The 13,984-nt window shown below is 37.7% G+C and carries 13 protein-coding genes; 7 read left to right on the top strand and 6 right to left on the bottom strand.

The window, feature by feature from the left end:
* Window positions 1-51 precede the first annotated feature (51 nt).
* Entirely contained in the window at window positions 52-729 is a 678-nt protein-coding gene (locus tag KUV80_RS00190; protein ID WP_222460685.1) for a hypothetical protein, read from the top strand.
* A 53-nt stretch (window positions 730-782) separates the two neighbouring features.
* Here KUV80_RS00190 and KUV80_RS00185 read toward each other — a convergent pair whose 3' ends face one another.
* Window positions 783-1,199, bottom strand: a complete 417-nt coding sequence (locus KUV80_RS00185; protein WP_222460684.1) for a hypothetical protein — start codon at window positions 1,197-1,199, stop codon at window positions 783-785.
* A 170-nt stretch (window positions 1,200-1,369) separates the two neighbouring features.
* Between KUV80_RS00185 and KUV80_RS00180 the strand changes: the two genes are divergently transcribed.
* Together KUV80_RS00180 and KUV80_RS00175 are read left to right on the top strand one after the other, a co-directional pair.
* Window positions 1,370-2,677 (top strand): alkaline phosphatase family protein, encoded by a 1,308-nt coding sequence (locus tag KUV80_RS00180; RefSeq protein WP_222460683.1) that lies wholly within the window; start codon window positions 1,370-1,372, stop codon window positions 2,675-2,677.
* 116 nt (window positions 2,678-2,793) lie between these two features.
* On the top strand, window positions 2,794-4,065 hold the full coding sequence (locus tag KUV80_RS00175; protein ID WP_222460682.1) for an MFS transporter: 1,272 nt from the start codon (window positions 2,794-2,796) through the stop codon (window positions 4,063-4,065).
* Window positions 4,066-4,118: 53 nt separating this feature from the next.
* Here the strand turns inward: KUV80_RS00175 and KUV80_RS00170 are convergent, their stop codons facing one another.
* From KUV80_RS00170 to KUV80_RS00160, 3 genes are all read right to left on the bottom strand, one after another.
* Entirely contained in the window at window positions 4,119-6,254 is a 2,136-nt protein-coding gene (locus KUV80_RS00170) for a YhgE/Pip domain-containing protein (protein WP_222460681.1), read from the bottom strand.
* Between the two features lie 211 nt (window positions 6,255-6,465).
* Window positions 6,466-6,798, bottom strand: coding sequence for a spore coat protein (locus KUV80_RS00165; protein WP_222460680.1), 333 nt, complete (start codon window positions 6,796-6,798; stop codon window positions 6,466-6,468).
* A 17-nt stretch (window positions 6,799-6,815) separates the two neighbouring features.
* Window positions 6,816-7,103 (bottom strand): hypothetical protein, encoded by a 288-nt coding sequence (locus KUV80_RS00160; protein WP_222460679.1) that lies wholly within the window; start codon window positions 7,101-7,103, stop codon window positions 6,816-6,818.
* A 182-nt stretch (window positions 7,104-7,285) separates the two neighbouring features.
* Between KUV80_RS00160 and KUV80_RS00155 the strand changes: the two genes are divergently transcribed.
* The 4 genes from KUV80_RS00155 (at window position 7,286) to KUV80_RS00140 (ending at window position 12,492) form a co-directional block, all read left to right on the top strand.
* A complete protein-coding gene (locus KUV80_RS00155) occupies window positions 7,286-8,140 on the top strand; it encodes an STAS domain-containing protein (RefSeq protein ID WP_222460678.1) in 855 nt (284 codons plus the stop codon).
* Between the two features lie 482 nt (window positions 8,141-8,622).
* Window positions 8,623-9,495: a formate/nitrite transporter family protein gene (locus tag KUV80_RS00150; protein ID WP_222460677.1), complete on the top strand. Its 873-nt coding sequence runs from the start codon at window positions 8,623-8,625 to the stop codon at window positions 9,493-9,495.
* A 245-nt stretch (window positions 9,496-9,740) separates the two neighbouring features.
* On the top strand, window positions 9,741-11,450 hold the full coding sequence (locus KUV80_RS00145) for a S8 family serine peptidase (RefSeq protein ID WP_222460676.1): 1,710 nt from the start codon (window positions 9,741-9,743) through the stop codon (window positions 11,448-11,450).
* 121 nt (window positions 11,451-11,571) lie between these two features.
* Complete coding sequence (locus tag KUV80_RS00140; RefSeq protein WP_222460675.1) at window positions 11,572-12,492, top strand: DMT family transporter; 921 nt, start codon at window positions 11,572-11,574, stop codon at window positions 12,490-12,492.
* A 36-nt stretch (window positions 12,493-12,528) separates the two neighbouring features.
* On the opposite strand, the gene KUV80_RS00135 is transcribed toward KUV80_RS00140, so the two are convergent.
* Both KUV80_RS00135 and KUV80_RS00130 read right to left on the bottom strand, forming a co-directional pair.
* Window positions 12,529-13,263, bottom strand: coding sequence for an amino acid ABC transporter ATP-binding protein (locus KUV80_RS00135; protein WP_276516569.1), 735 nt, complete (start codon window positions 13,261-13,263; stop codon window positions 12,529-12,531).
* Between the two features lie 12 nt (window positions 13,264-13,275).
* Window positions 13,276-13,935, bottom strand: coding sequence for an amino acid ABC transporter permease (locus KUV80_RS00130; protein WP_222460674.1), 660 nt, complete (start codon window positions 13,933-13,935; stop codon window positions 13,276-13,278).
* Between the last annotated feature and the right edge of the window lie 49 nt (window positions 13,936-13,984).

Here is a 13,984-nt window from a genome sequence, read left to right as displayed (position 1 = left end):
GTTCCGTTCTTTTCCGTCTAATGAGTAACAAAAACTTTAGGGGGATTTACTTTGAAGATAAGAAAACGAGCCATACTTTTTGTTGTATCATCTATCGTAACAATCGGTTTTTTAACTGGTAATGCATTTAATCATAAAACAAATGCCATCGAAGAAAATAAAAAATACAAGCCAAAAACACAATCTTCTGTTCTTGTCGTTAATTCAACGAGTGAGAAAGATCTAAAGACGATGAAGCAAAGTCACATGATTTCAGAATCAAAAAAAATACCGGTAAACCATAAAATATCCCCAGCTAAAATCGAAGAGCATACTCAGAGCAAAGTTGAAAATAAAACAGTGACGAATAGAGTTGAATCAGAAACTAAAATGCCTGATGAAAAGATGATCTATGGCTCTCGATACGTTAATATAATGAGTGATAAGGAAGGAAATCTTTCGGAATTAATCAAAATCTCACAAAAACACGGAGCGACGTTATATGCTATTGATTTTAGTGATTGCTTTGCTATGTTTAAAGGCGTAGAGGAAGAACCTATTATGCTGTTTAGTACGGGTTTTATATCGGTTTCAATTGATCATGTGGGCATACTTTATGACATGCACCCTTTTATTGAAGAACAAATCAAAAGTGTGCTTGATACAGGTAAAGAAATGACAGTAGAGGTTGGGGAATTTGAAAGCTATCACATTTCAAAAAACGATGAAACCTTATTTCTATCTTATTAATGATAACGGTTAGTATCTCTATTAAAAAAAGCCCATAGGAAGGGCTTTTTTTATTACTTCTTCTTCTTAATCTCTTTTAATGCAACAACTTTCAACGCGAGCAATTCTTCATCAGAGAATTTTTCTTGTAATTCTTTATACACCTCTTCTTTTTGCTCGTCGTCTAATCCACTGCTTACTTTTTCTCTTATGTTTGCCAATTCACGAATCGTGTACCTTTCTGAAATTAGCTTCACCGCTTCTTTTTTGGTTGTGAAAATGAGGCTTTCTGAGGGCATATCTCCCGTTTCAATATACTTTCTTATTTCCGGATCTTCCAATAGTTTGTTAATTTCCTCTTCGTTTGAAGACAATTGCTCGGATATTTCTTTCATCGCTGTCTCCGAGGCATAGTCCTGTACAAATATATAGCTGACTACACCAATAAATATGAAAAACATACATACAACACCCAACCACCATTTAATCATGTAAGCACCAACTCATTACATATTTTATCTAATAGATAGCACACTTTCCAAACTTTGGAAAGTGTTATTATGTTTCCTACACACTTTTTTACAACCTTGAACTTTTTTTATTATGCTATTATTTACCTTAAGAGTAACTGTTCCAATCTCATCATTAATCGGAGGTCACTATGTCTCGTCTTACAGATCACTTAATTGTTATTTCGTTTGATTGTCTGTCTTCATTAGATTTTTCTAGACTGGAGGACCTCCCTCATTTTCAAGAAGTTTTGGAGAGAGGTTCTTATTGCAATAATGTTAAAACGATTTATCCTTCTGTCACATATCCATGTCATACATCGATCGTAACGGGTAAATACCCAAAACATCACGGTATCGTGAATAATACGTTCCTTCAGCCTAATAGAAGTTCTCCTGACTGGTATTGGCATCGTAAACATGTAAAAGGGACTACTTTATATGATGAGGCCAAAAAAGCTGGAATGAAAACGGCAGCATTGCTTTGGCCAGTAACGGCTAAAGCAAACATTGACTTCAACATGCCCGAAATTTTTGCGAATCGGCCATGGCATCACCAGATTCCTGTATCACTTTTTAATGGGAGCATTTGTTATCAGTTGGACATGAACCGCCGATTTGGGCATATCCGAAACGGGCTGCACCAGCCTGAACTTGATGATTTCGTCCTAGAATCAGCTGTACATACGATAAAAACGAAAAAGCCTGACCTCTTGCTTGTCCATTTTGTTGATTTAGACACACAGCGTCATTATCATGGTTTTTCTTCTGATGAAGCCATGCAAGCCATTCAACGTCATGATGTCCGTCTTGGACGAATAATGGATGCATTAAAAGAAAGCGGCATATACGAAAACTCAACACTTGTTGCCCTTGGGGACCATAGTGCCCTTGATGAATCGAAGGCCATCAAGCTGAATGTGTTTCTTCACAAACATGGCTTGATAGAAGTAAATAAAAGCGGAAGAATCCTAAGCTGGAAAGCCTATTGCAAAAGTTGTGATGGATCAGCATATATTTACGTAAACGATCATTCAGACATGAATACAAAGAAGGTGGTTGCAGAACTTTTGAAGAATCTAGTAATGAACGAAAACAATGGCATAGAAAAAGTATTGAACCAAGAGGAAGCTGGAGCTATGGGGGCAGATGAAAACTGTGCCTTTATGGTAGAAGCTCGTAAAGGCTACTATATTAAGGAACAGATAGACGATACTTTTATCGATCACATTACAGAAAGAGATGTAGAAGCTAAACGCTATACACTTGCATCTCATGGCTATTCTCCTGAAAAAGAAGAGTACACAACAATGATCATGATGGCAGGTAAAGGTGTTCGTCAACATGTTGGTGTACCTTTGATGCATCTTGTGGATGAAGGACCGACATTTGCAAGATTATTAGGTCTAGAGTTAGGTCACACAGACGGTCAAGTAATAGAGGAACTATTATTGATTTAGGCAATTTTCGTAAACTTTGTTGTTTTTGAAAGTAGTTTTTTTCCGTTTCAGGATGCTCGCTTTCCACGTGGCTTGCAGTGGCTTGAAAAATAATCGTTATAGAGAGGAAAAGGCCAATGAAACAGTTTACGAAAGAAGAGAATAGCTGGATGTTTTATGATTGGGCAAACTCTGCGTATTCCATCATCATTACGACAGCCGTGTTTCCTCTGTTCTATAAAGCAGCAGCAATGAAAGCTGGGGTAAGTGCATCAGACTCTACTGCTTACTTAGGATATACGATTGCTATAGCTACCTTTATTTTAGCCATATTAAGCCCTATTCTAGGGACCATAGCTGATTATAAAGGTCTAAAAAAACGGTTTTTTACTTTCTTTTTCGTTTTAGGTTTGATATCTACCGTTTCACTGGCTTTTATACCAAGTGAACAGTGGCTGCTCTTATTACTATTTTATACTTTAACGGCAATAGGCTCTAGCGGTTCAAACGTATTTTACGACGCTTTTATTACAGATGTCACAACAGAAGAAAGAATGAACCGTGTATCTGCCAGAGGATTTGGTTTAGGCTATATCGGCAGTACCATCCCTTTTATTATCAGCATCGCAATCATTGTATTAGCTCAAAACGAAGTACTTCCGATTTCTACTGTGATAGCAAGTAAGATTGCATTTCTTATTACGGCGGTATGGTGGGGAGTTTTCACCATTCCTATGCTAAAAAATGTTTACCAGCGTTATGGGATTGAACGTGAGCCAAAACCGATTATCAATAGTTTTAAACGTCTTGGCAACACCATGAAGGAAATTCGAAAATATCGTGCTTTATTTTTGTTTCTGCTAGCGTATTTCTTTTATATTGACGGAGTTGGCACGATCATTACGATGTCAACCGCATATGGAACTGACCTTGGAATCAGTTCTACGAATCTTTTAATCATTCTGTTTGTAACCCAAGTCGTTGCAGCTCCTTTTGCCATCCTCTATGGAAGATTAGCAGAAAGATTCACAGGGAAAACTATGCTTTATGTTGGAATCTTTGTTTATATCATCGTTTGTATTTATGCCTATTTTTTAAAAACAACAATGGACTTTTGGATTTTAGCCATGCTTGTCGCTACTTCACAAGGTGGGATCCAAGCATTGAGCCGTGCCTACTTTGCTAAACTTGTTCCGAAACAAAATGCAAACGAATTCTTCGGTTTTTATACGATTTTCGGAAAATTCGCTTCCATCATGGGACCATTACTTGTAGGAATAACAGCACAGATTACGGGCAACTCAGCGAGTGCTGTATTCAGCCTTGTTATCCTTTTCATCATCGGGATAACCATATTAAAATTTGTACCAGAGCCAAAAGTGGATGCTTCCCACACATTTAGTGCGTAGAGAACTACAAAACTGCCTAAGAAAGTTTAGGCAGTTTTTTTATCTATATGTTTTTACACCGTCATTTCCACTTTTTGCTCAGGTGCTCTGCTTTTTTTGATAGTAAAAAAAACGAGTGTCATCAATGTACATACTCCTAAAAAGAGTAAGAGAATCGCCATGTTTGATAGTGCTTCTCCAAAATCATTAAGAGATATGACTGATTTAAAACCTGCTATAGAATAGGTAAACGGCAAGTATTCACTTATATTCCTTAAGTTCTCAGGTAACATCTCAATAGGCAGGTTAGCACCTGTAATAGAGAGCTGCATGATTACTAATGCTAATGCCAAAAAGCGACCAATGTTCCCTCCAACAGCTGCTAAAAAGAGTACGATTGAGGAGAAGACCACACTTGCTGCTAGTGCAAATAAAACGAGACCTAGAGGATTACTCACATTGATCTTGAGACCGAAAAAAACGACCGTTAAAAGCAGAATGGCCTGTATCAAACTAAGCGTAGAGAGTTTTATAAATTTTACCGCAAACCAGTGAAAACTTGAGACTAATGGTGGTCTTTTAAAATCGATAAATAATGACATGATTAGTATCCCTGCAAATAGACCAAGTGTTAGGACATAGGGAGCGGTAGAATCTCGATAATGCTCATATTCATTCACAGACTTACTTTTTAGTTGTACGGGGGAGGCGAACATATTGATATTATCCTTCTCTGTGTTTAGTCCTCCCGTCTTCTCAGCACCCGTTTTAAGACCGGTTGTTAATTTTTCACTTCCAGCATTTATTTTTCCTGCGCCATCATTTAACTTAGCTGCACCTTCAGAAAGTTTTTTCCAACCTTCATCCACCTTCGTATTGCCTTCTGATATTTGTGCCGCTCCAGAATCCAATCTAGCTACCCCTGAAATTAATTCATTCCATCCTTTATTTACTTTATCGTTACCATCAGCAATCTGAGCTGCTCCTCCTTCAAGTTTACTTGCTCCTTGATCCACTTTAATTTGTCCGGCTACAAGCTGATTAAGTCCTTTGTTTAAAGCGTCTGTCCCTGGAGCTACGCTGTTAGCAACTCCATCAGCTACCTTAAGGGCTCCTTCATTTAATGATACGGATTTTACTGACAGATTATCTAATCCACTTGAGATTTCTTTTGCACCATCTATAATTTGTTGGTAGTATGGTCCAACATTAACAGTTGGGTTTGCTTTTTTGTATTCCTCTAATCCTTCTACTAACCTTTGTGCTCCTGCAGCAAGTTTAGCTGATCCATCTTTAAGACGCCCCGTTCCATCCGCTACTTTTCTGCTTCCTGATACCAGCCTTGACTGGACACCTTCATTAAGTGCTTGGCTGCCTTGCTCGGCTTTTTTAAGGCCTGCAAGTATCTGTGAGGTTCCCTCTTTAAGACTTACTGTTCCACCATGCAACTGTTGTGAACCATCCGCTAGCTTTTCAATGTCACCAGATTTTTCATTAAGTTTGTTTAATAATGTTCCCGTTCCATTTTTTAATTCTTTCGTTCCATTGGCGAGCTTTGTAATATCGGTTTGTTTTGACGTTACGGAGTTTGCAAGGTCGCTCGTTCCTTGATGTAACTGAACTGTACCTTCAGACAGCTGTGCTGATCCGTCTGCCGCTTTTCCAAATCCGTCCGAGACTTCACCTAAGCTAGCAAACATGTTTGTCACATATTTTTCAGTTATCGTGTCCGCAAGTTTTTCACGCATTCTTTGTATAGCTGTTTCTGTTACTTTTGAAGCTAAAAAGTTAAGTCCTTCGTTTTGAATGTATTCTAATTCAAGCTTTTCCGGATGAGGTTCCATGACAGTTGTAACCTTTTTTGAGAAGTCTTCTGGAATGATAATTGCCATGTAATAGTTATTTTTCTGAAGCCCTCGCATGGCTTCTGTTGAGTCAACGAATTTCCAGCCTAAATCTCTCCCCTTTTCCATATTGGCTACTAAATCATTTCCGACATTGATTGGCTGGTCTCCTGCAATGGCTCCTTTGTCATTATTGACAACAGCAACGGGTAAGTTTGATAAGTTATCATATGGACCCCACGTTGCAGACAAGAGGATTCCACCATAAACAACAGGAACAAGTAATGCTGTGATAACAGAAAGAAGCACTGCTTTGTTTGCTGCTAATTTCGAAAATTCGGTTGATAGCAGAGTGAAAATTCTCACAGATTCCTCCCAAGTATATGTAAGACATAAAAATGAATGAGTCGCCATTCATTAATTATCATAATATTCAAATAATAAAAGAAAATCCAGTACATTCATAAAAACACATATTTTATACTAGCTGCCCTACCCTTAAAGTAGTATCCCAAAATAGTGAACACTAGGTCTTTATATAGAAAAAGATGACCTCTAAAAGGCCATCTCTATAACGTTATTGGGTTTGTCCATTGTGAGGAAATTGAGTCATATAATTAGAGAACTGTTGGTAGGTTTGCTGTATTTTTTGTGTGTCTGCAGCTTCAAGAGCGTACCATCCTTTTTTAAACATCATGTTGTAAAGTTCTCTTTGCATGTTTTGTGTATCATTATATACGGTAAGCAAGTCTTGATAAAGCGCGTCATGGCTAGCTTCGTTTAACGCAACAGAATAAGAATCTGTCATATATTTTTCATAAGCAAGAACATCATTTATTAAGTCTCTATCATTCATCTGCGGTGTTTTAGGAACAGCAGATTCCGGATTTTGTATTTTATTTGACTCCATTGTTTGAATAGCCCCTTTTAGTTTTGTAAATTTGTTTGTGTCTGATTAATAGTTGATTGATGAGAGGATATATGACGTATGATTTGTTTATAATGGTTTTCATGCATTTGGCAAGCTTTCTCAAGTGTAGCTTTTACTTCTGGATCCTGACATTGAGTAGCCATAAAATGAGCTTTTTTCATTCCAAGCAGATTCCAAGATAACATATCCTTAATATAATTAAGATCCTTACCTGTCACCACTTGAGGCGGTGTTTGAAAAACGGCCTGTTGGTTTTGCAAATTACTTTGATTTTGTTGTTGCATGTACTGTGACCTCCTTCATATTTTTCCCATATTAGCTTGCCTACTCCGCTCGTATTTATTCAAGATTTATGATTTTACAGGTTTTAAATAACAAGAAAAAAGGACAAGAGACGAAAAGGGTAGAAGTATATCAAAGTATTTTGTATGTAAAGTTTTTATTTTTATACTAAGGAGACTTTAATATGCCTGAGTTATTCAAACTAGGTCAGTTACTAATTGATGACAGTTTAACGATTTCAAAAAACATTAATAAGAAGTTAGATACGAGGTATTCAAATTTTATCAAGGAAAGTGATTTGGAGGATGATGAAGTTACAAATTGGAGACGTCAATTAATTATATTAGTAGGTGAAGCTGTATTAGAAGGATCAGATGAGATAATCAAAGATCGGCTTAACGAATGGGCCTATAAAACGGGGGAAGGAGCAGTAGCATACGGCATTGCCATAGATGAACTATTGAAGACCAATAAAGTGTATCGAGAAGTATTTTGGGAATATATCGAAACACATTTAGAAAGTGAAGTTTCCGTTAAGAAATTGTTGTCTATGAACAGAATAATTGATTCCATTTTAGCTCAAACCGCATATATATTTAGTGTTTCTTTTGTGAAATTTCATCAAAAAACATTACAACAAGCTCGAGATGCTCTTCTGGATATATCCACTCCCGTTGTATCCATAACAGAAGATGTTGCGATTTTACCTTTAGTAGGAGATCTAGATACTTATCGAGCCAAATTATTGATGGAAAATTCGTTAAAGCAGTGCATGAAGTTGAATAATCGTTATCTTGTTATTGATTTATCTGGAGTACCAATTGTAGATACATTGGTAGCAAACGAATTGTTTCAAATCAACAAAGCTCTAAACTTAATTGGAGTTAAAACGATATTTACAGGAATACGCCCTGATATTGCACAAACAGTGGTAAGTTTAGGAATCGATTTTAATGATATTGCAGTGTCTAGTAATCTTAAGAATGCACTTTCAACAATATTAAAATGGACAAGCAACATTCATGAGAGTACGGTTTAGCTTGTTTATGTGTTGTATCCATCACCCGCAACGAAACACAGCACTTGTTTTGCATTATAATTAAATTAGTAGATTTTTCTTGAATGGAAAAAAGCACTCTATTTGTGGAGTGCTCTTTTTTATATAAATTTTAAACAAGCAAATGTATTAACGCTTTTTGCCGTTTACAAATTCCTCTTCAAAGAAAAAAGTACTTGGATGTTCACTAACTTTATAGCAATATTTCTTCATGTGTTTGACGTACTGACATTTTGAGATTGTCACACATTCACCCGTTTTTAAAACTGTTACCGTATCTCCACTATTAAATAGGTTACCTGAGCCTTTCAAGCGACCACTTCCCTTCATCTTCTATTTTACCACAAAAGAAGACTAGTTATTTAAATTACATTTTTTTTCCGTTCTTCTCTTAATGGTTTTGCAAGGTCTTGGTTTAGGGAAGAGTATTAAAATAAGAATGACAAAAACTTGAGGGAATGTGAATGAAAAAAAATAGAAAAGCAGATGTTCCAGACCGGCAATATTTCTTCCCAGCACAAATCATCGAATATTTTATCGAAGAAGGAAAAGCTGCCCTTCAGATTACAAACCTGGCACAGTTTATTTTATCTTTTATGGCTGGTTCATTTATCGCCTTTGGTGCTCTAGGTTCTGTCCTTTTATCTATGGAGGTGGATACACCAGGGCCCTTCAATTTACTCTCAGGAGTAGGATTCGCAATAGGTTATGCGATGATCTTTTTATCAGGGTCGATACTCTTTACTGAGATCAACGTACTTCTGCCAAGCTACATCTTGCAGAGCAAATATTGGATCAGTAAAAAGGTATTGCGCTTTTGGGGAATTTGTTATATTGGTAATTTTTTAGGTGCCTTATTTGTAGGCCTTCTTCTAAATTTATCAGGCTCTTTAGATAAAGAATTCTATGAAGGGCTTTTAAAATTCATGGAAAAGAAAATGGCGTTTACCGATCGAGGAACTTGGGGATGGTTTCAGGTTCTTTTTTCAGGAATACTCGCAAACTGGCTGATTGGCATTGCAGCAGTTTTAGCTACAGCGGCAAGAGATGTAATGGGGAAAATTTTTGGCATTCTACTTCCTGTTATTATATTCGAAGCAGGAAATTTCCAGCATGCCGTTGCCAACATGGGGTATTTCAGCATTACGGTATTAGAAGGGTTTAAGTACAGCTGGTGGGAATTTATTTTGCTTAACCTTATTCCTGCTTCTATAGGAAACTTAATTGGCGGAGGGATTTTAGTCTCACTTCTACTTTCTTTTGCTTTTAAAGAAGACATTGATGAGGATGTCTTATTAGAGGAAGAAGATGAGAATCTTATAAAAGAGAACAAATAGTACTTATTTCTCATTATAAATAGGAATGATTTAACCCAATTTTTTTGTAGTCTTTTCGGTCTAGTTGGTGGATATGGTTCTATATTTTACACGGGTAAAAAGACCCGATTAAATCCCACAAATAAATCTGTCTATCGTCCAACATAAGTCTGTTTATTTCATCATAATTGTAGTAGCGTTTGTGTTTTCTCCCGGTCCGGACGGGATTTTCGCAGACGCTACTTTTTTAATTGGAGGGATTTTATTTGAAGAAAGCAAAATGGATTAGTGTACCTTTGATTGCCGCATTACTCGCAGTACCGGTGTATGCAGATGGAAAAGAGAACGCTCCCAGCAAGAAATATGACCCACAAAGACAAACCGAGATTTCCCTAACTGATCAAAATAAGAATAAGCTTTTTGATAACTTGGAAGAAAAAATGAAAGGGATGAAAGATGAAGATAAGGTGGATGTAATCATCCAGTTTGATTCCAAAAAACTATCAGAAAAAGGGAGTAAAGCATTAGATAAAGCTGTCGGCTCCTTTAAAATAAATCATGAATACACCATTTTTGACGGAATTGCCGCCTCTCTTTCAAAAAAACAACTTGCTAAATTAGAGAAGATTCCTTTTATTAAAACAGCTGAACTGGATGTCGAAGTAAAGACAACCATGAGTACGGCGAATCAGTGGTTCGGAACAGACAAAGCAAGGAATGATTTTGGACTAAACGGTGACAGAGACGGAAATTCCAGTGTTTATTCCAAGAACGATATTACCGTAGCTGTCATTGATACTGGAATTGATGCTGCACACAAAGATTTGGATAATGGGAAGGTTATCGGATTTAAAGACTTTGTTAACAATCGAACGACTGCTTATGACGACCAAGGACACGGAACTCACGTCGCTGGCATCATCGCTGGCGAGGGAGAGGTGACTTCAGCCAATAAAGGCGTTGCACCTGGCTCTTCACTTGTTGGAATAAAAGTCTTAGACGCAAATGGCAGCGGAAGCATGAGCAATGTAACAGCTGGAATCGATTGGGCAGTACAAAACAAAGATGTGTACGGTATTCGAATTTTAAATTTAAGTCTCGGTACTAGCCAAAGTTCGGATGGAACAGACTCCACTTCTGTTGCAGTTAATAATGCTGTAAACGCAGGCTTAGTCGTTGCAGTTGCGGCCGGAAACTCTGGACCTGCCAGATATACAATCGGATCCCCAGGTGCAGCTGATAAAGCTATTACAGTTGGAGCCGCCGCTGATCTTGGTGAGAATGGATTCTTCCTTGCAGAGTTCTCAAGCCGCGGTTATACAGCTGACAACCGCATTAAACCAGATATTGTAGCCCCTGGGTACAACATTACAGCACCACAAGCCAATACATCAACAGGCTATGTTACTTACAGCGGTACGAGTATGGCTACTCCATTTACAGCCGGTACGATCGCATTGATGTTAGATGCTAATCCAAACCTTACTCCTTCCCAAATTGCGAGTAAGCTCTATAGTACTGCCATTGATTTTGGGACATCAGGAAAAGACATCGATTACGGTAATGGACGATTAGATGGATATGAAGCAATAAAAAGTGCAGGTGGTTTCACCGGAACAAACATCACGGTGCCAAATCACTTATTTACCTCTGACTCCCTTGCTGGATCAGGGAAAGCTGATGAGTTCTCATTAAATGTGAACACAACCACATATCCGATCGCACTTACAACGATCATGCCAAACTGGACGTCTAGCTGGTTCTCGTCCAGTCCTGATTTTGATGTGTATGTATACAATCCTTCTGGAACACTTGTTGCAAAAGCGGAAGGCACGAAAAGACAAGAGACCATCAGCTTTAAACCTACTGTAACAGGTACGTATAAAATTCGAGTTTCATCGTATAGTGGGTCTGGTAATTACTTCTTTGATGTAAGTGCAGGAGCAACTTCATTAACAAGAACACTCAATCAATAATAAATAGAAAGAATGTTGTGCCTTCCCAGCGCTAGCTGGGGAGGTATTTTTTAGCCATCTCTTTACAATTCATATAAAATAAATGATGATGGATAGAAACATAAAAAAAGGAAGTAGGAATATGTCTTATTATACAAAAATCGCTTTTCTATACATCGCTATCGGAGCATCACTTTGGGGGATCATCGGGTATTTTGTAAAAGAACTTTCTTTACTTGGGTTCACACCCTTACAAATTGTTTTTTTAAGAGCGAGCAGTGCTTTTATCTTTTTTTTCATTTGGATCCTGGCATATCGTCCACATTTGTTAAGAATACATATGAAGGACAGTTGGTATTTTTTCGGTACTGGAGTATTGAGTGTTTCCTTTTTTAACTGGTGTTACTTTACGACCATCCAGCATTCCTCACTGGCTATCGCAGCCATATTATTATACACAGCACCGGCTTTTGTTTTAGTGATTTCAATCTTTGTATTCAAAGAATCTCTGACTCGGCAAAAAATGATAGCGTTATTTCTCACAATTATAGGCTGCACACTCGTTTCAGGTTTGCTTTCTGATAGATCTGCAGAGCTTTCTTGGATTGGTTTGTTGACAGGTCTTGGGGCTGGTTTTGGTTATTCTCTTTATAGCATTTTTGGGAAACTCGCTGGTAAAAAGTATGAAACGTTAACGATTAGTTTTTATACTTTTTTGTTTGCTATGATCGTCCTATTTCCTCTGAGTGGGATCTATGGCTCAGAGATCGTAATTATGGACGTAAACGTTTTACGTTACACAGCTGGTCTTGGCCTATTTCCAACTGTTCTTGCTTACTGGTTTTATACGAATGGTTTGAAGCATCTTGAAGCAAGTAAAGCTTCTATTATTTCTACGGTTGAACCTGTAGTCGCCGTGCTGATGGGTGTATTCCTCTACAATGAATCTGTTTCAGCCCTCCAAACGGTTGGCATACTGTTCGTGTTAGGAGCGGTTTTGATCATACAAGAACGAAAGAAAAACAATATGTTTCTTAATGAAACAGTTAAACGGGGTCATTAAAAAAAGGTGCAGCAAATGCTGCACCTTTCGCTTTTCCTATAAAATCGAACTTAAAAAATTCTTAGTTCGTTCTTCTTTTGGGTGATTAAACAACTCATCTGGTTTTCCTTTTTCCCTGATCTGTCCATCATGCATGTATACAACTTCATCAGCTACTTCTTTCGCAAATCCCATCTCATGCGTAACAACAACCATCGTCATTCCTTCTTGAGCAAGTTCTTTCATAGTAGCTAAAACTTCTCCGACAAGCTCTGGATCAAGTGCAGAGGTAGGCTCATCGAAAAGCATGATATCCGGTTTCATCGCTAATGCTCTTGCAATGGCAACACGTTGTTTCTGGCCGCCTGAGAGCTTTGCTGGATAAACGTTTGCTTTATCTGCTAAACCAACTTTATCAAGCAGAGCCTGTGCTTCTTTTTGGGCTTCTGCTTTGTTTTGGTTTTTTACTCTAACTGGTGCTTCCATCACATTTTCAAGAACGGTCTTATGTGGAAACAAATTAAAGTGCTGAAACACCATCCCCACCTTTTGGCGAACCTCGTTCAAGTTATGGGTTTTTGGGTCAACCTCTTCACCCTCGATAAAGATTTTTCCGCCATTTTTAATTTCAAGGAAATTGATACAGCGCAATAATGTACTTTTTCCTGATCCGCTCGCACCTATTAAAACGACTACATCGCTTTCATGAACTTCTAAATGAACTTCTTTTAATACTTCCAATTCACCAAAACTTTTTTTTAGATTCTCTAGTCGAATCATTTCTTTTTTCATATGTGTCTCCTCCTATTCTCCAGCGGAAAGTTTCTTTTCCAACAAATTGACGAGTAGCGTGAAGAGAAGGACGAGAACTAGATAGTATAATCCTACAATGATTAAATATGTCATCTCATCAAATGTTCGCGATCCTTGTGTGGTGGCAATGCTGAACAGTTCAGATAAGGCAATGAATGATGCCAATGAGGAGTCCTTAAGACCGATAATAAATTGGTTGCCTAGCGGCGGAAGTGCTCTTCTAAACGCTTGAGGCAAGATGATTCTTCGCATCGTTAATCCATATGTCATACCTAATGAACGTCCAGCTTCCGTTTGACCCTTATCAACAGATTGAATTGAACCTCTAAAGATCTCAGCGATATAGGCACCGTTGTGCATGGCAAGACCGAAAGCGGCAGACCAAAAAGCAGAAATACCAAGTTCAGCTAGTCCAAAATAAAAAATGAATATTTGCACGATCAAAGGCGTTCCACGAATGAGTGCTATATAAATATTTGCGATCCAGTTTAGAATCTTTATTCCAGAAATTTTAAATAAGGCGAAAATTAAGCCAATTCCTGTTCCAATCAGTATAGAGACAATCGTTAACTTTAATGTAATCCATAACCCTTTCATGAAGAGCGGATAACTTTCGATCAGAACTTCTAATATATGTGCGATATCAAACATGCTGTTTCTCTCCCCTATTCTTCTTTTTTATTAGAAAAAGAAAGCCACC

Origin of the sequence: Fictibacillus nanhaiensis (genome assembly GCF_019801215.1) — a bacterium.
GTDB lineage: Bacteria > Bacillota > Bacilli > Bacillales > Fictibacillaceae > Fictibacillus > Fictibacillus nanhaiensis_C.
Note: the sequence above shows the minus strand (reverse complement) of the source record. Positions and strands in the feature narration are given on the sequence as shown.

Excerpts from the sequence above, each read along its gene's own strand:
- KUV80_RS00185 (WP_222460684.1), bottom strand. The coding sequence starts at position 1,199 with ATGATTAAATGGTGGTTGGGTGTTGTATGTATGTTTTTCATATTTATT.
- KUV80_RS00180 (WP_222460683.1), top strand. The coding sequence starts at position 1,370 with ATGTCTCGTCTTACAGATCACTTAATTGTTATTTCGTTTGATTGTCTG.
- KUV80_RS00175 (WP_222460682.1), top strand. The coding sequence starts at position 2,794 with ATGAAACAGTTTACGAAAGAAGAGAATAGCTGGATGTTTTATGATTGG.
- KUV80_RS00165 (WP_222460680.1), bottom strand. The coding sequence starts at position 6,798 with ATGGAGTCAAATAAAATACAAAATCCGGAATCTGCTGTTCCTAAAACA.
- KUV80_RS00160 (WP_222460679.1), bottom strand. The coding sequence starts at position 7,103 with ATGCAACAACAAAATCAAAGTAATTTGCAAAACCAACAGGCCGTTTTT.
- KUV80_RS00155 (WP_222460678.1), top strand. The coding sequence starts at position 7,286 with ATGCCTGAGTTATTCAAACTAGGTCAGTTACTAATTGATGACAGTTTA.
- KUV80_RS00150 (WP_222460677.1), top strand. The coding sequence starts at position 8,623 with ATGAAAAAAAATAGAAAAGCAGATGTTCCAGACCGGCAATATTTCTTC.
- KUV80_RS00140 (WP_222460675.1), top strand. The coding sequence starts at position 11,572 with ATGTCTTATTATACAAAAATCGCTTTTCTATACATCGCTATCGGAGCA.
- KUV80_RS00135 (WP_276516569.1), bottom strand. The coding sequence starts at position 13,263 with ATGAAAAAAGAAATGATTCGACTAGAGAATCTAAAAAAAAGTTTTGGT.
- KUV80_RS00130 (WP_222460674.1), bottom strand. The coding sequence starts at position 13,935 with ATGTTTGATATCGCACATATATTAGAAGTTCTGATCGAAAGTTATCCG.